Here is a 16,507-nt window from a genome sequence, read left to right on the forward strand (position 1 = left end):
ATGACTGACGCAGGACCCCGCACATTTTGCGGCGATGGTAGAGCTCGTAGAACCGCCCGCTGAGGAAGGGGGCGACGCGTGACCGAGCGCGGCGTCACCGAATCCGTCGTCGAACAGGCCACCCTCGCCTGGCTCGAAAGCCTCGGCTGGCGGGTCACGCACGGCCTCGAGATCGCGCCCGGCGAGGCCGGAGCCGAACGAGCGGACTACACGCAGGTGGTCCTGAATGATCTCGGCTAAGGGCCGCCGCGCTTCGCGGCCTGGATGGCCGCCCAGACGCGCTCGCTGGACGCGGGCATGTCGAGCTCCCGGACGCCGAGCGGCGCCAGCGCGTCCATGACCGCGTTGATGACGACGGGCAGGGCGCCGACGGTGCCGGCCTCTCCCGCGCCCTTGGCCCCAAGCGGGTTCAGCTTGGTCGGCACCGGGCTGCTCTCGATGTGCACGTCGCAGAAGTCGTCGGCGCGCGGCATCGCGTACTCCATGAAGGACGCGGTCAGGAGCTGGCCCGACTCCGGCTCGTACACGACCTGCTCCATCAGCGCCTGCCCGACACCTTGCGCGACCCCACCGTGGATCTGGCCCTTGAGCGTGAGCGGGTTGATCACGGTGCCCACGTCGTCCACGATCGCGTAGCTGGCGAGCGTGACGGCCCCCGTGTCCGGATCCACCTCCACCTCGCAGACGTGGCAGCCGTTGGGCCACGTGTCCGTCTTGGGCGCGAAGGTGCCCGTCTCGTAAAGCCCTGGCTCGAGGCCGGGCGGCAGCTGGGCGGGCACGAAGGCCGCCCGCGCGACTTCCTTGATTGCCACGGCCCGGTCCGTGCCCACCACGTTGAACGTGCCATCGGCGAAGGCGATGTCACCCTCGGCCGCTTCCAGCAGGCGCGCGGCGATCTTCTTTCCCTTGGCGATGATCTTATCGGCGGCCGTCCAGAGCGCGGTGCCGCCGATGACCGTCGAGCGCGAGCCCATGGTGCCCATGCCGAAGGCGACCCCGTCCGTGTCTCCGTCGATGTAGCGGACCTCGGCGGGGTCGAGGCCCAGCCGCTCGTGGAGAATCTGCTTGAACGTCGTCTCGTGCCCCTGCCCCTGGTTCTTGGTGCCCATGAAGACGGTCGCGCTCCCGCTCGGGGCGAACCTGATCTCGGCGAATTCGGGCGCGGGCCCCGCCGCCCGCTCGATGGCGTTGACCACGGCCAGACCGCGCAGCGCGCCGCGCCGGCGGGACGCGTCGCGCCGGGCGGGAAAGCCCCCGACGTCGGCGAGCACGAGCGCCCTCTCCATGCTCTTCGCGAACTCGCCGCAGTCGTACGTCGTGCCGAGCGCCGTCTTGTACGGCATCGCCGAGGCGGGAATGAGGTTCTTCCGCCTGAGCTCCAGCCGATCCATGCCGAGCTCGCGCGCCGCGTCGTCGATCAGGCGCTCGATCACGTACGTCGCCTCGGGCCGGCCGGCCCCGCGGTACGGCGCCGTCGAGCTGGTGTTGGTCAGCACGGACAGAACCTGCACGTGGGCGGCAGGGAAGGCGTAGACGCCGACCACCGTGACCACGTTGCCGAAGGTCGCGAGCAGGTTGCGGTCGGAGGAAATGTAGGCGCCCACGTTGGCGAGCGTCCGGACGCGGATGGCGAGAAAGCGCCCGTCGGCGTCCAGGGCCAGCTCGGCCTCGCTGACGTTGTCCCGCGCGTGCTCGTCCGCCGGGATCGCCTCGCGGCGCTCGCACTGCCACTTGACGGGCCGGCCGAGCTTGCGCGCCGCCCACAGCACGAGCTTGTGCTCGGGGTACTGCCAGCCCTTGGTGCCAAAGGCGCCGCCGACGTCGCCCACGATGACGCGGATCTGGTGCTCGGGCACCTGGAAGATGTTGCTCGCGAGCGCGTTCCTGACGCGGTGCGGGTACTGGACGTCGGCGTGGAGCGTGTAGCGGTCCTCTCCAGGATCGTAGGCGCCAAGCGCGCCGCGGGGCTCCATGTACTGCGCGTGCACGCGCGTGATCACGTAGCGGCGCCGGACGACGTGGGCCGCGCGCGCGAAGGCGGCCTCGGTCGCCGCCTTGTCGCCGACCTCGAAGACGTTCGAGATGTTGTCGGCGCACTCGTCCCACACCGGGGCGCCGCCGACGGCCTCCGCGGTCGACGTCACCGACGGCAGCGGCTCGTACTCGACACGAACCAGCTCCACCGCGTCCTCGGCCTCGGCCAGCGTCCCAGCGACCACGAGCGCGATGGGGTCACCCACGTAGCGGACGCGGTCCTGCGTCAGCCCCCGGTGCGGTGGCGCCCACATCGGCGAGCCGTCCGGGCGCTTCCGCTTCAGCGTCATCTTCATCGTGCCGAGGCCGTCCCGCGCCAGGTCGGCCCCGGTGAAGACCGCGAGCACGCCGGGGGCGGCCGCGGCCGCGGTCGTGTCGATCGAGACAATCCGCGCGTGGGCATGGAGCGACCGCACGACGACTACGTAAACCTGGCCGGGAAGGTTGACGTCGTTGTGGAATCTGCCCTCGCCCCGCACGAGGCGGGGGTCCTCGAACCGCTTGACCGACTGCCCGATGCCGTACTGCCCCATCCGTGCTCCTCCTCATCGAGGTTCGACGCGTGGTCGAGGTCCGGCGCGGGCGGATTCTAGCATCCTTGTAACTTGACTGCGCGGCCCGCCGTCGCTATCGTAGCCGCACCAACCTCAGGGGAGGATAAGGCCATGGCTGTCTCTCAGCTCGCGTACCTCGGCATCGGCGTCAGCGACATGAACGCCTGGAAAACCTTCGCCACGGACATCCTCGGCATGCAGATCATCGAGCGCGCCGACGACGGCACCGTGTACCTGCGGATGGACGAGAACCACCACCGGATCGCGCTCCACCCGAGCGGCGAGGACGACGTCCTCTATATCGGGCTGCAGGCGGCGACCACCGCGTCATTCGAGGAAGCCAAGGCCGCCCTGCGCGCCGCCGGAGTATCGGTCACGCAGGGCACGCCGGCCGAGATCGCCCACCGCCGGGTCCTCGACTTCGTGAAGTTCGAGACCGGCGACCTGCCCTTCGAGCTTTCCATCGGCCCCAATACCCGCTGGGACCCGCCCTTCCAGCCGGCGCGCCCCATGTCAGGCTTTAAGACAGGCTCGCTCGGCTTCGGCCACGTCGTCCTGCGCTCCACGGATCGGGACGAAAGCGCGGGGCTCCTCACGAAGGCGCTCGGCTTCCGGGTCTCCGACTACATCAACACCATGGTCTTCCTGCACTGCAACCCGCGGCACCACTCGATCGCCTTCCAGCCCAGCATCCCGGACCTGCCCCGGAGCCGCGACAAGAAGTTGTGGCACTTCATGCTCGAGACCAACACGCTGGACGATGTCGGCACTGCGCTCGACCTGGCGACCCGGGCGGGCGTCCCCGTGGTGTCTTCGCTCGGCCGCCACTCGAACGACCAGATGGTGTCCTTCTACATGTCGACGCCGTCGGGCTTCGAGGTCGAGTACGGCTGGGGCGGACGGCTGGTGGACGACGCGGTCTGGCAGGTCCAGCGGCACGACCGCGGAACCATCTGGGGCCACAAGGTCCAGCTCGAGCCGGCGCAGGCCACGCCGACCCCTGCCGCCCGCTAGGCCGCGCGGCTCAGGCACGCGGATCGGGGTCAGGTCTTGCAATCATACATTTCTGATCAGAGCCAACCGGGACAAACGACCATCTGTCGAGCCCGAATGTTGGATTGCAAGACCTGACCCCGATTTGAGGCTAGGCGCGCGCGTGAGGCTTCAGGAGCTTCGCGCGCAGGTCGCTGACCTGCTGCGGAAAGGGCACGCCGCCGCTCGCGGTCATCGGCGTCTGCTCGGACAGGCCGGTGTGGAGCTCCACGAAAACCGGCCCCTCGGCTTTCAGCAGCTCGGGAAGCCGGCGCTTGAAATCCTCGATATCGTGGATGGCGCACGCCATCCTGTAGCCCGCGCCCTTGGCCATCGCGACAAAGTCCACCGTGAGACCCCCAGGGATCCCCTGAGCGCCCGAGGTGTGGTAGACGCCGTTCTTGAACAGGAAGTGCACGAGGTTCCGCGGGGCGGCGCCCGCCACCGTGGCGAGCGAGCCCAGCTGCATGAGCAGCGAGCCGTCGCCGTCCAGCACCAGGACGCGGCGGTCGGGCTGCGCGAGGGCAAGCCCCAGGCCGAGCGACGACGCGCCGCCCATGAAGCCGACGCAGGTAACGGAGAGATCGTCGGGGGCGATGGTCCGCCAGGCCGGCGACGTGGTCATGGTCGGCACGCAGATCGCGCTTCCCCGCTGGGCATTGATGAGCTGCAGGATCTCCTCGGGTTTCATCGGCTTGACGTCGGGGGCCATGGCTAGATGGTCTCCAAACCGACCAGCACCGCGGCCGGGCCTTTGCGCGCGCGGCTCAGGCGGTAGTACTCGGGGATCAGGTGGACGTCGTCGGGCCCCTCGAGCCGCGCGTGCGGCACGCCGAAGGTGTCGAGCAGCGGCTCGCAGTAGCGGACCATGGAATGCCGCGACTCGCGCGGCTCCTTGTCCTTCTCGCGGCTCAAGAGGCCGATCATGTAGAAGAGCGGGATCTGGCCGTCCATGGCCACGCCGCGCAGCGTGTTGACCGAGGCGTAGAGCCCCGCGTGCTGGATCATCAGCACGCACGGCTCGCCGCCGATGTGGAGGCCGGCCGCGATGGTCGTGGCCTCGTCCTCCGTCGCGCAGGTCAGGACCCGGATCTGCTCTTCCTTGTCGAGGGCGGCCAGCACGGACTTCTGGTGCGTGTCCGGCACGCTCAGGATCCAGCCGAGGTGGCTGTGCTTCGGCGGCTCGGCGACTTCCGCCGCCAGCGCGGCGCGCGCCTCGCGAAAGGTGTCTTTCAACGTGTCGATGATCAGTGACGCTGGAATGGATTCGGGCATCGCGCCTCCCCGGGGCATTTGGTCCGCATATACTAGCACCGTCAACGCGCTGCTTCGGTCCATATCGGAAATCCCGGTTCACGTAGTCATTTCAGACTAGAATCGCCCTCACGGCTCCTCACGCAACGCCGGCCCCGAACTCGGAATTGGAGGTTTCAAACCATGACACTCCGCACACTCGCCCTCTGTCTGTCCCTGATGATGGTTGTCGGCGTCGCGGGTACCGCGGCGCAAGAAAAGGTCGGCAAGGTCAGTTTCCCGACGTCATGCAACGCCGAGGTCCAGGCGGAGTTCGACCGCGCCATCGCCGCGCTGCATTCCTTCTACCACCCGGCGTCGCTCAACGCGCTCGCCAGCGTGCTCCAGAAGGACCCCGGCTGCGCGATGGCCCACTGGGGGATCGCGATGAACGCGCTCGGCAACCCTTTCGGGTGGCCGCCGTCAGCCAAGGGGCTCGCCGACGGCTGGGCCGCCGTCGAGAAGGCGAAGGCCGCGGGCGCCAAGACCCAGCGCGAGCGCGACTACATCGGCGCACTCGAGGTCTTCTACAAGGACGCGGCGACGGTTGATCACCGGGCGCGGGCCCTCGCCTACCTCCAGGCGATGGAGCGACTGTCCCAGCGCTATCCCGACGATCGCGAAGCGGCGATCTTCTACGCCCTCGCCCTGAACGCGACGGCGCTCCCGACCGACAAGACCTACGCGAATCAGCTGAAGGCCGCCTCCATTCTCGAGAAGGTGTTCGCCGAGCAGCCCCAGCACCCGGGCGTGGCGCACTACCTGATCCACAGCTACGACTACCCGCTGATCGCCGAAAGAGGGCTCAGTGCCGCCCGCCGTTACACCGGCATCGCGCCGGCGGCGCCGCATGCGCTCCACATGCCCTCTCACATCTTCACGCGGCGGGGCTACTGGCCGGACTCCATCGAGTCGAACCGCGCCTCGGCGGCCGCCGCCCAGGATCACTTCAACCAGCTGCACGCCATGGACTACCTGACGTACGCGTATCTGCAGATGGCGCAGGATCAAGCGGCGAAGCGCGTGCTCGACGACATGAACGCGATCCAGAAAATAAACCTCGAGCACTTCGTGACCGGCTTCGCCCTGGCGACCATTCCGTCCCGCTATGTGCTCGAGCGCGGCCGCTGGTCGGAGGCCGCGTCGCTCACGCTCTTCGGGAAGGAGTTCCCGTGGGGACGCTTCCCGCAGTCGGAAGCGCAGCTGGTGTTCGCGCGAGGCCTCGGCGCCGCGCGCAGCGGCAACGCGGCGGCGGCGCGACAGGATCTCGACCGCCTCCAGGTGCTGCGGGACGCCCTCGTTGCGGCGAAGAACGGCTACTGGGCGGAGCAGGTCGACATCCAGCACCGCGTGGTGGCCGCGTGGATCGCACGGGCCGAGGGAAAGAAGGACGATGCGCTCGTGCTCCTGCGCTCGGCTGCCGACCGCGAGGACGCGACCGAGAAGCACCCGGTCACGCCCGGACCGCTCGTACCCGCGCGCGAGCTCCTGGGCGAGATGCTGCTCGAGTCGAACGAGCCGGCTCAGGCGCTGAAGGAGTTCGAGGCCTCGATGCGGGTAGAGCCGAACCGCTTCAAGGGGCTCTTCGGCGCGGCTCGCGCGGCCGAGCTGGCAGGCGACCGGACCAAGGCCAGGACGTACTATTCCCAGATCGTGACACTCGGCGAGAAGGCCGACAGCGAGCGGCCCGAGATCCGGCAGGCGAAGACGTTCCTCGGCAAGTGACCGTTCGGTCGCTGTGACAAGGGCCGCTGTGGGCCCGCGGTGTCCAAGAACGGGGTCTATGTCAGCTATGCACTCGCAGGCGCTCTGGCACGATCGGCGCCATGGTGGATTGCTTGATCCGGGTCGTGGGAGAGATCCCGGCTGAGAGGCCTGATGGCCGGGCTGGGCCCCAGATTGTACCGATGACGAGACTCGCCCTTATCCTGGGCGCGCTGTCGGCGTTCGGGTCGCTGTCCATCGACATGTACCTGCCGAGCTTCCAGGCGATCTCGCGCGATCTCGCGGCGAGCGAAGCGCAGGTGCAGCTCACCCTCGCCGTGCATCGCCTGGCGGCTTGACGCCCGGCCCACGCTCGTCTACCGTCGGCGTAGGAGGATCCATGCGCACTCTCGCCATCGCGCTCATCGCCGCCGCCACGCTTGCGAGCTGCAACACCGTCTCCGGTATGAAGGAGGACAGCCGCCAGACTGCCGACTACACGTACGAGAAGAAGGAAGAGTACCAGCGCGCCCTCGTCACGCAGAAGCGGGAGCTCGACGTCAAGATCGACGAGCTCAAGGCCAAGGCCGGGCGGGCGAGCGATGCCGTCAAGGCCGAGTTCGCGCGCGACATGGAAGTGCTCGACCGGCAGAAGGCCGTCCTCGCCCAGAAGACCGAGGCCGTCAAGGCCTCCTCGGCCTCGGCGTGGAACGACGTCAAGGCCGGCGCGAACTCGGCCATGGACTCCGTCAAGCAGACCTACGAGAAGGCCAGGGCCCGCTTCCAGTAGCCGCCCTCAGGTGTACTGGATGCCGAGCACCTCGGCGACCAGCGCCGGCCGCTCCTGCCCCTCGACCTCCATCACCATCTCGGAGGTGATGCGGACGCCGTTGCCCTCGACGTCTTCCACGTTCTTGATGGTCTGCTTGAGCCGGACCCGCGAGCCGGCGGGCACGGTGTTGGTGAAGCGGATCTTGTTGGATCCGTAGTTGAGGCCACGGCTCCGCTTCTCCACCTTCAGGAGCTGCGGGACCAGCCGAGGCAGGAGCGACAGGGTCAGGTAGCCGTGGGCGATCGTCTTGCCGCCGGGCATCTCCTTCTTCGCGCGCTCGACATCCACGTGGATCCACTGGTGGTCGCCCGTCGCCTCCGCGAACTTGTCGATCATGGGCTGGTCCACGACGATCCACTCGGACGGGCCGAGCGTTTTGCCGATGTGCTGTTTCAGGTCCTTCGGGGTCTCGACAACGAGCATGGCGTTCTCCTCGATCGGGGTTTGGGTTCTCCGGAGCCCGATTATCCACGATCCCGGGGCGCTCTGGAAGCCCTCGATCCCCATGATATAGTGGGCGCTGATATGAGCTTCTCCAAGCGCAGGAAGACGGTGCTGGTGGACGTGGGCAGCGTCAAGGTCGGCAGCGAGCGGCCCATCGCCGTCCAGTCCATGACCAACACCGACACGGCGGACATCGCCGGCACGGTAGCGCAGGTCAACGCGCTCCACGCGGCGGGCAGCGAGCTCGTGCGCGTGACGGTCAACAACGACGCCGCGGCGCGGGCCGTCCCCGAGATCGTCAAGCAGGTGCAGGCGCCCGTCATCGGCGACTTCCACTACAACGGCCACGTGCTCCTGACCAAGTACCCCGCCTGCGCGAAGGCGCTCGCCAAGTACCGCATCAACCCGGGCAACGTCGGCGGCAAGCACCACGACGACAACTTCACCGCCATCGTCAAGGTCGCCGTGGACAACGGCAAGCCCGTGCGCATCGGCGTCAACTGGGGCAGCCTCGACCAGAACCTGCTGACCGAGATGATGGACACGAACTCCAAGCTGCGCGAGCCGCTCTCCGCGCGCGACGTGACCATGAACGCCATGGTCGAGAGCGCCATCCGGTCGGCCGAGCTGGCCGAGCAGACGGGCCTGGCCCACGACCGCATCATCCTCTCGGCCAAGGTCTCGGGCGTCCAGGACCTGGTGGACGTCTACCGCCAGCTCGCGCCGCGCTCAGACTACCCGCTGCACCTGGGGCTGACCGAAGCGGGCATGGGCGCCAAGGGCATCGTCGCCAGCTCCGCCGGGCTCTCGATCCTGCTCCAGGAGGGACTCGGCGACACGATCCGCGTGTCGCTCACCCCCAAGCCCGGCGGCGACAGGACGGAAGAGGTGCTGGTCGCCCAGCAGATCCTCCAGTCCATGGGGCTCAGGAGCTTCCTGCCGCAGGTGACGGCCTGCCCCGGCTGCGGGCGCACGACCTCGACCTTCTTCCAGGAGATGGCCGAGGAGATCGAGGCCTACCTCCGCGAACAGATGCCGGTGTGGAAGTCGAAGTACGCGGGCGTGGAAGAGCTCAAGGTCGCGGTGATGGGGTGCGTCGTCAACGGCCCCGGCGAGAGCAAGCACGCCAACATCGGCATCTCGCTGCCCGGCACCTTCGAGGAGCCCAAGGCCCCTGTCTTCGTGGACGGCGCGCTCAAGCTCACGCTGAAGGGCGACAGGATCGTTGCCGAGTTCCTCGAGATTCTCGACAACTACGTCGAGAAGCGCTACGCCGCCTCGAAGAAGTAACAGCACAGCGCTCGCGCCGTCTTTTCGCGAGGCGATAAGGCTGGCCCGCTCCGGCCTTCCCGTCCAGATCGCGGCGGAGCGGACCTACCAGCGGCGCCCCACCCGCGCGCAGATCGATCGCGCCTTCGCCGCGGGCGCCACGATCTACATGCCGCAGGCCCACCAGGTGCTGCCGCGCGTGGCGCGTCTCATGGCGGCGCTCCGCGCGACGCTCTTCGGCCCCGGCCGGGAGGAAACCTCCTTTCTCTTCATCGTTAACGGAAAAGGCCGCCAGGGCATGGGGCTCCACCACGACGGCGAAGTGGACAGCGTGTGGGTGCAGCTCGAAGGGCGGCGCACCGTGACGACGGGACCGCAGGTGCCGCGCGGCACGCGCGCGGACCTCGACGAGAGGATCATCGGCCGCGGCTGGACCACTCGCCACCTCGAGGCCGGCTCGCTCTTCTACATGCCGCCGCGGACGCCACACCGCGTCCTCTGCCACGGCCGCTCGCTCGCGCTGTCGCTCACCTGGAAGACGCGCAAGAAGCCGCTCAAAGGCGCCCCCGCTGCGGCAGCGATCACGACATGGGACGTGGCGGCCGGGCAGGCCGAGCCCATCCCGCGGTTGAGCCGCGATCGCGTCTGGACACAGGTGCCCGTCTTCGCGGGTCCGGTTGATCGGAAGCGCGGCGACTTCCCGCTCTGGCTCCCCGGCGGGGTCGTCACGCTTCCCGCCCGAGCCCACGCCCTCGCGAGCCGACTCTCGACCATGCCGTCGCTCCGGCGCGAGGATCTCGGCCGGGGCGCGCAGGCGCTCCTCGACGCGGGCATCCTCGGCCCGCGCGACCTGCCGCTGCGCGTCGTCCCAAAGAACCCGCGAGCGCTCGACGGCTGGCGCTTCGCTTGACATCCGCGCGCTCCCGGCCGTAACGTCCTCAACCGCTCCACGATGAGCCCTTCACCGCGCGCTCTCGACGGCATCCTCGTGCTGGACGTCGGCAGCTTCCTCGCCGGCCCGTCCGCCGCCACTGTCATGTCCGACTTCGGCGCCGAGGTGATCAAGGTCGAAACGCCCGACGGGGGCGACCCGAACCGGCGGCTCGGCGAGCTGCCGGGGCTGCCCGTGAGCGAGCACAACTACTCCTGGCTGCTCGACTCGCGCAACAAGAAGAGCCTCGCCGTGGACCTAAGCAAGCCCGAGGGGCGGGAGGCCTTCCTCAAACTGGCGGCACGCGCCGACGTCCTCGTCACCAACTTCCCTCCGGCCGTCCTCGCGCGACTCCGCCTCACCTATGAAGAGCTCAAACCCCTCAACCCAAGGCTCGTCTACGCGCTGGTCACGGGCTACGGGGAAGTCGGCGAAGAGGCCGACAAGCCCGGCTTCGACATCAACGCCTGGTGGGCGCGCTCCGGGCTGATGGACCTCGTGCACGCCCCGGACGGGCCGCCGGCCCACTCGATGCCGGGCATGGGCGACCACCCGACGGGCATGGTGCTTTTCGGCGCCGTCATGCTGGCGCTCTACCAGCGCGAGAAGACCGGCCGCGGCGCCAAGGTCTCGACGTCTCTCATGGCGAGCGGCGCCTGGGCCAACTCGACGCTCATCCAGGCCTCGCTCTGCGACGCCACGTTCCCGGAGCGGATGCCGCGCGAGCGGTGCCGGAACCCGATCATCAACTTCTACCGCTGCAAGGACGACCGCTGGTTCATGCTGACAGTGCTGCGTGCCGAAAAAGGATGGGAGCCCTTCACCCGCGCCATCGAGAGGCCTCTACTCGCCTCCGACCCGCGCTTCGCCACCTTCGAGTCACGCCAGGCCAATGCCGCGGAGCTCGTCGCCATCCTCGACGGCGTCTTCGCCTCGCGGGACTGGGCCGGGTGGCGCGAGCGCCTCAAGTCCTACGGCGTCACCTTCGGGCCCATCGCGCGCATCGAGGACATCAAGGACGACCAGCAGATGACCGCGGCCCAGGTGATCGTCCCCATGGCCGAGGGCCCCTTCCGCACGGTCAGCAACCCGGTCTTCGTGGCGGGCCAGCCAAAAGTCCCGGCAGGCCGCGCGCCCGAGCTGGGCGAGCATACGGACGAGATCCTCCGTGGCCTTGGCTACGACGCCGCCGGCATCACCCTACTGCGGCGGCTCCGCGTGATCGCGCCTTGACCATCACCCCGCTCGACTGGGCGATCGTCGCGGCGTACTTCCTCTTCTGCACCGCGATCGGGCTCTTCTTCACCAGGCGCGGCGGCAAGAGCCTCGACGAGTACTTCCTCTCCGGGCGCCAGGTGCCGTGGTGGCTCGCCGGCACGGCGATGGTCGCCACGACCTTCGCCGCCGACACGCCGCTCGTCGTCGCGGCGCTCGTCGCCACCAAGGGCGTCGCGGGGAACTGGCTCTGGTGGAACTTCGTGATGAGCGGGATGCTGACCGTCTTCTTCTTCGCCCGGCTCTGGCGACGGGCGGAAGTCATGACGGACGCCGAGCTGGCCGAGGTACGCTACGGCGGACGGCCCGCGGCCTTCCTGCGCGGCTTCCGCGCGCTCTACCTCGCCATCCCGATCAACCTCATCATCCTCGGCTGGGTCACCCGGGCGATGATCAAGATCCTGACGATCTCGCTCGGCCTGCGGGACGTGACGATCGCCGGAATGACGGTGAGCGGCGAGGTCGTCGCCGTGGGCATCTGCTTCGCGATCACCGCCGTCTACGCGGTGGCCGCGGGGATGTGGGCCGTGCTGTGGACCGACCTCGTCCAGTTCGTCATCAAGATGAGCGCCGTCATCGTCCTCGCGGTCTACGCGGTGCGCGCCGTGGGTGGGATAGAGGTCATGAAGATCAAGCTGGTCCAGCACTTCGGGAGCGAGGCGGCGGCGCTGTCCGTCCTCCCGGTGAGCGCGACGGCCACCGGCCTTCACGCCTACGCATGGATGCCGCTCCTCACCCTGGGCGTCTATCTTTCCGTCCAGTGGTGGGCGGCGTGGTACCCGGGCGCCGAGCCGGGCGGCGGCGGCTACATCGCCCAGCGCATCTTCAGCGCGCGGTCGGAGAGGGAGGGCGTGCTCGCCACGCTCTTCTTCCAGATCGCGCACTACGCGCTGCGGCCGTGGCCGTGGATCGTCACCGGCCTCGCCACGGTCATCCTCTACCCGAATCTTCAAGATAGAGAAGCCGGTTACGTCCAGGCATTCGTGGACCTCCTGCCGACGCCGTGGCGCGGCTTCATGCTCGCCGGCTTCGCCGCCGCGTACATGAGCACCGTCGCGACCCACCTCAACTGGGGCGCGTCCTACCTCGTCAACGACTTCTACAAGCGCTTCGTGAAGCGGGACGCAAGCCAGGCGCACTACGTCGCCGTCTCCCGCGCCGCGACGGTCCTCCTCTTCCTCGGGTCGATCGCCGTCACCTCCCAGCTCTCAAGCGTCGAGAAGGCGTGGGAGCTCCTCCTAGCGCTCGGCGCCGGCACAGGGCTCGTGCTGATCCTGCGCTGGTACTGGTGGCGCATCAACGCGTGGAGCGAGATCTCCGCGACGGTGGCGAGCTTCGTGATCAGCCTGCTCGGCTTCGGCTTCATCAAGCCGCGGTTCGCCGCGAACGATCCCAACGCGACCGCGACCGTCATGCTCGTGACCGTCGCGTGCAGCACGGTCGTGTGGCTGACGGTGACGCTCCTCACGCGCCCGGAGCCCGACGCGGTGCTCGACGCCTTCTACCGGCGCGTGCGTCCCGGCGGCCCCGGCTGGGCAACGGTGTCGGCGCGGCTCGGATACGGGCGCGAGGCTATCCCAGGCGGAGCGCTCGCCTGGACGAACTGGATCGCCGGCGTCATCGCGGTCTACGCGACGCTCTTCGGCATCGGAAAAGTCATCTTCGGCTTCACCGGCGCGGGGTTGGGGATGCTGGCCGTGGCGGCGGCCGCATTCTACTGGATCTCGCGCTCGTTCAAGGATCCCGCTTGACATCCGTTCGATAGTTCCATACACTTCAAAATATGAAAACGATAGCCCGCCTCCCGCTGGCCCGGTTGGACGCGGACGAAAGCCACGTCGAGGCGTTCAAGGCCCTCGGCCACCTGACCCGTCTCCAAGTATTCTTCTTCCTGGTCCGTGCCGGGAAGGAAGTCTCGGTCGGCGAGATCCAGGCGGCGGTCGAGATCCCGGGGCCGACCCTGTCGCATCACCTGGACCTGCTCCGGCGGGCCGGGCTCGTCGAGAGCAGGAAGGAAGAGCGGTACATCTACTATTCCGTGCAGCGGGAGACGGCCACGACGCTGGCGCGCCTGCTGACCGCCTGCTGTTAAAGGAGAACGCCATGGCAGACCAGGACATCAAGCAGATCGTGAAGGACAAGTACGGCAAGGCGGCGCTCAGGGTCACGACGGGCGGCAGCTCCTGCTGCGGATCCGCGTCCTCGCGCGGCGAGTGCGATCCGATCACGTCCAACCTCTACTCCGCGACGGAGACGGAAGGGTTGCCCGCCGAGGCTGCGGCCGCCTCGCTCGGCTGCGGCAATCCCACGGCGCTGGCCGAGCTCAAGCCCGGCGAGAGCGTCCTCGACCTGGGCTCCGGCGGCGGCATCGACGTGCTCCTCTCCGCCAGACGAGTCGGGCCGACGGGCAAGGCCTACGGCCTCGACATGACGGACGAGATGCTGGCCCTGGCGCGCGAGAACCAGCGCAAATCAGGAGCCCAGAACGTGGAGTTCCTCAAGGGCGAGATCGAGCAGATACCGCTCCCGGACAACACGGTGGACGTCATCATCTCCAATTGCGTGATCAACCTCTCGGCCGACAAGGACCGCGTTCTGGCGGAGGCCTTCCGCGTGCTCAAGCCGGGCGGGCGCTTCGCGGTCTCCGACGTCGTGGTGCGGGGCGAGATACCCGCCGCCATCCGGCGCAGCGTCGAGCTCTGGATCGGCTGCGTCGCCGGCGCGCTCGAGGAGCAGGAGTACCGCGACAAGCTCGGCAAGGCGGGCTTCGAGGGCATCGACGTCGAGCCGACGCGCGTCTACCGGGTGGAGGACGCGCGCGACTTCCTGGCCGGATCGGGGATCGACCCCGACACCATCGCGCCGCAGGTGGACGGCAAGTTCATGAGCGCCTTCATCCGCGCCCGGAAGCCCGCGGCCCGGTAAGTCCCACCGGCAGACCAGGCGCTTGAGCGTCTTCGAACGCTATCTGTCCGTCTGGGTCGCGCTCTGCATCGTCGTAGGCACCGCGATCGGCCGGCTCAGCCCCGCCCTGGTGGGAGGGCTGAGCCGGCTCGAGGTCAGCCACGTCAACCTCCCGATCGCGGTGCTGATCTGGCTGATGATTTACCCGATGATGCTCCGCATCGACTTCGCCGCGCTCCGCGGCGTCGGGCGCCAGCCGCGGGGCATCTTCGTGGTTCTCTTCGTCAACTGGCTGGTCAAGCCCTTCAGCAGGGCCTTCTTGGGCTGGCTCTTCTTCAAGCATCTCTTCGCCGGGATGATCGGGCCGGCGCTCGGGGACCAGTACCTGGCCGGCACCATCATCCTGGCCGCGGCCCCCTGCACCGCCATGGTCTTCGTCTGGAGCTACCTGACCGACGGCGACCCGGCGTACACGTTGGTCCAGGTGGCGCTCAACGATCTCATCATGCTCGTGGCCTTTGCCCCGATCGTCATCTTCCTGCTCGGCGTGTCGAGCATCACCGTGCCGTATGACGTCTTGCTGTACTCGGTCCTGCTCTACATCGCGATCCCGCTGGCGGCGGGTGCGGGCTCGCGGGCCGTGCTCGTCCGGACGCGGGGGCTCCCGTGGTTCGAGCAGGTCTTCCTGGCGCGGCTCAAGCCGGTGTCGGTGATGGCGCTCCTCGCCACCCTCGTCCTGATCTTCGCCTTCCAGGGCGACGTGATCCTCGGCAACCTCTTGCATATCGTGCTGATCGCAATCCCGCTCCTGATCCAGGTCTATTTCAACTCCAGCCTGGCCTATGGTCTGGCCCGCTGGCTCAAGGTCCCGTACGCGGTGGCCGCCCCGGGCGCGCTGATCGGCGCGAGCAACTTCTTCGAGCTGGCGGTGGCGACGGCGATCTCGCTGTTCGGCCTGACGTCCGGCGCTACGCTGGCGACCGTCGTGGGCGTGCTCGTCGAGGTGCCCGTCATGCTGTCGGTCTGCGCCTTCTGCAACCGGACGCGCGGCTGGTTCCCCGCGCCCTCGCCCACCCCGGCAGAGTGAGCGGCGCATGACGAAGCGGCGCGTTCTCTTCCTCTGCACGCACAACTCGGCGCGGAGCCAGATGGCCGAGGGCTTCCTGCGGGCGCTCGGCGGGGACCGGTTCGAGGCGGCCAGCGCCGGCACCGAAGCGCCGCGAGTCCACCCGCTCGCGATCCAGGTTATGCGTGAAGTGGGGATCGACCTCGCCGGGCACAGCTCGAAAACGTTCGACCAGTTTCTCGCCCAACCCTGGGACTGCGTGATCACCGTGTGCGACAACGCGAACGAGCGGTGCCCGATCTTCCCGGCGCGCACGACACGCCTCCACTGGAGCTTCGAGGATCCCTCGGCGGCCGCCGGCTCCGAGGAGGAGAAACTCAAAACTTTCTGCCGTATCAGGGACGAGATCTCGCAGAAGATCAGCAGCTGGATCTCTCTGCCGGAGGCCTGAGACCCCCCGCAACATCCGTGCACGCTCCTTCCGGGTCCTGCACCGCACTGCGGCATAGAGGCCCCGCTGGGGCGGCGCCGCCGCCACGACTCCCGGCCCTCCTTAGTGCGTTCGAACGCGGGCCGTAGTCCATCCGCCCCAGTTTTTGACCCGGGTTCCTGTGGCACCACCCGTGCAGGCTTCCGTAGGACCCCGAGGAACCATTGAGGGCCGAGGAGGAGCACAGATGATGCTATTCCATACAACCTCCAGCGGAGGAGGGCGGCCGGGACGGGACGGGACGGCCAGGATTGGAACGATCACAGCTTTCCTCGTTGCCCTCGCGGTCGTGGTGGCGGCGTGCTCGGGACCTGCCGGCCCTCAAGCCGGCCCGCCGCGCGCGGACGCGATCGACCTGGCCGCCGTCCATAACCCCGACTCGCCGCAGTTCCGCGGCACGTGTCTGGGCTGCCACGCCGACCTCATGACGCGGGCCACGCTCAAGCCCGCTGTCAAGAACGCGCATGCGGCCATGGTCCCGTTCATGCCCGACTACGACGCCAAGGCCGGGGTGACCAACGACAACTGCCGCACCTGCCACGCGCGCGTGGACGTGGTCCAGCACTCCGGCATGCAGATCCGGAAGAACACCGATCCCAGCTCCTGCGCCGCCTGCCATGGCAAGAACGGCATGGCAAACAGAAAGTTCTACGCGGAATGATTCCCGATCGGCTTGGAA

Annotated in this window: 17 protein-coding genes and 1 pseudogene; 14 read left to right on the forward strand and 4 right to left on the reverse strand. The window is 68.4% G+C overall.

Annotation, left to right across the window (positions count from 1 at the left end):
* Positions 1-78 precede the first annotated feature (78 nt).
* Positions 79-240 carry a hypothetical protein gene (locus Q7W02_23815; GenBank protein MDO8479160.1) on the forward strand — a complete coding sequence of 54 codons (162 nt, stop codon included), beginning with the start codon at positions 79-81 and terminating at the stop codon, positions 238-240.
* Here the strand turns inward: Q7W02_23815 and Q7W02_23820 are convergent.
* Positions 237-2,567 (reverse strand): xanthine dehydrogenase family protein molybdopterin-binding subunit, encoded by a 2,331-nt coding sequence (locus Q7W02_23820; GenBank protein ID MDO8479161.1) that lies wholly within the window; start codon positions 2,565-2,567, stop codon positions 237-239. The two genes, Q7W02_23815 and Q7W02_23820, sit on opposite strands and share 4 nt — an antisense overlap.
* Positions 2,568-2,699: 132 nt before the next feature.
* Between Q7W02_23820 and Q7W02_23825 the strand changes: the two genes are divergently transcribed.
* Complete coding sequence (locus Q7W02_23825; GenBank protein ID MDO8479162.1) at positions 2,700-3,602, forward strand: VOC family protein; 903 nt, start codon at positions 2,700-2,702, stop codon at positions 3,600-3,602.
* A 130-nt stretch (positions 3,603-3,732) separates the two neighbouring features.
* Here the strand turns inward: Q7W02_23825 and Q7W02_23830 are convergent, their stop codons facing one another.
* Together Q7W02_23830 and Q7W02_23835 are read right to left on the reverse strand one after the other, a co-directional pair.
* Positions 3,733-4,332 carry a thiamine pyrophosphate-dependent enzyme gene (locus tag Q7W02_23830; GenBank protein ID MDO8479163.1) on the reverse strand — a complete coding sequence of 200 codons (600 nt, stop codon included), beginning with the start codon at positions 4,330-4,332 and terminating at the stop codon, positions 3,733-3,735.
* Between the two features lie 2 nt (positions 4,333-4,334).
* Positions 4,335-4,895 (reverse strand): thiamine pyrophosphate-binding protein, encoded by a 561-nt coding sequence (locus Q7W02_23835; GenBank protein ID MDO8479164.1) that lies wholly within the window; start codon positions 4,893-4,895, stop codon positions 4,335-4,337.
* A gap of 162 nt (positions 4,896-5,057) precedes the next feature.
* Here Q7W02_23835 and Q7W02_23840 point away from each other — a divergent pair, with 162 nt between their 5' ends.
* The 3 genes and pseudogenes from Q7W02_23840 (at position 5,058) to Q7W02_23850 (ending at position 7,407) form a co-directional block, all read left to right on the forward strand.
* Positions 5,058-6,638, forward strand: coding sequence for a hypothetical protein (locus tag Q7W02_23840; protein ID MDO8479165.1), 1,581 nt, complete (start codon positions 5,058-5,060; stop codon positions 6,636-6,638).
* Positions 6,639-6,820: 182 nt separating this feature from the next.
* Positions 6,821-6,955, forward strand: a pseudogene (locus Q7W02_23845) (Bcr/CflA family drug resistance efflux transporter).
* A gap of 62 nt (positions 6,956-7,017) precedes the next feature.
* Positions 7,018-7,407, forward strand: a complete 390-nt coding sequence (locus Q7W02_23850) for a coiled coil domain-containing protein (protein ID MDO8479166.1) — start codon at positions 7,018-7,020, stop codon at positions 7,405-7,407.
* Positions 7,408-7,413: 6 nt separating this feature from the next.
* Here Q7W02_23850 and Q7W02_23855 read toward each other — a convergent pair whose 3' ends face one another.
* On the reverse strand, positions 7,414-7,872 hold the full coding sequence (locus Q7W02_23855; GenBank protein MDO8479167.1) for a MaoC family dehydratase: 459 nt from the start codon (positions 7,870-7,872) through the stop codon (positions 7,414-7,416).
* 102 nt (positions 7,873-7,974) lie between these two features.
* Between Q7W02_23855 and ispG the strand changes: the two genes are divergently transcribed.
* The 9 genes from ispG (at position 7,975) to Q7W02_23900 (ending at position 16,489) form a co-directional block, all read left to right on the forward strand.
* Positions 7,975-9,183 (forward strand): flavodoxin-dependent (E)-4-hydroxy-3-methylbut-2-enyl-diphosphate synthase, encoded by a 1,209-nt coding sequence (ispG, locus tag Q7W02_23860; GenBank protein MDO8479168.1) that lies wholly within the window; start codon positions 7,975-7,977, stop codon positions 9,181-9,183.
* Between the two features lie 148 nt (positions 9,184-9,331).
* Complete coding sequence (locus tag Q7W02_23865; protein MDO8479169.1) at positions 9,332-10,072, forward strand: cupin domain-containing protein; 741 nt, start codon at positions 9,332-9,334, stop codon at positions 10,070-10,072.
* Positions 10,073-10,114: 42 nt separating this feature from the next.
* Positions 10,115-11,326, forward strand: coding sequence for a CoA transferase (locus tag Q7W02_23870; protein MDO8479170.1), 1,212 nt, complete (start codon positions 10,115-10,117; stop codon positions 11,324-11,326).
* Positions 11,323-13,119, forward strand: coding sequence for a sodium:solute symporter family protein (locus tag Q7W02_23875; GenBank protein ID MDO8479171.1), 1,797 nt, complete (start codon positions 11,323-11,325; stop codon positions 13,117-13,119). The genes Q7W02_23870 and Q7W02_23875 overlap by 4 nt, the downstream gene beginning before the upstream one ends.
* 32 nt (positions 13,120-13,151) lie before the next feature.
* Entirely contained in the window at positions 13,152-13,460 is a 309-nt protein-coding gene (locus tag Q7W02_23880; protein MDO8479172.1) for a metalloregulator ArsR/SmtB family transcription factor, read from the forward strand.
* An 11-nt stretch (positions 13,461-13,471) separates the two neighbouring features.
* A complete protein-coding gene (locus tag Q7W02_23885; protein ID MDO8479173.1) occupies positions 13,472-14,293 on the forward strand; it encodes an arsenite methyltransferase in 822 nt (273 codons plus the stop codon).
* 22 nt (positions 14,294-14,315) lie between these two features.
* Complete coding sequence (arsB, locus tag Q7W02_23890; GenBank protein ID MDO8479174.1) at positions 14,316-15,359, forward strand: ACR3 family arsenite efflux transporter; 1,044 nt, start codon at positions 14,316-14,318, stop codon at positions 15,357-15,359.
* A gap of 7 nt (positions 15,360-15,366) precedes the next feature.
* Entirely contained in the window at positions 15,367-15,789 is a 423-nt protein-coding gene (locus Q7W02_23895) for an arsenate reductase ArsC (GenBank protein ID MDO8479175.1), read from the forward strand.
* A 226-nt stretch (positions 15,790-16,015) separates the two neighbouring features.
* A complete protein-coding gene (locus Q7W02_23900) occupies positions 16,016-16,489 on the forward strand; it encodes a hypothetical protein (GenBank protein ID MDO8479176.1) in 474 nt (157 codons plus the stop codon).
* The last annotated feature ends 18 nt before the right edge of the window (positions 16,490-16,507 follow it).

The organism is Candidatus Rokuibacteriota bacterium (genome assembly GCA_030647435.1).
Lineage (GTDB): Bacteria > Methylomirabilota > Methylomirabilia > Rokubacteriales > CSP1-6 > AR37.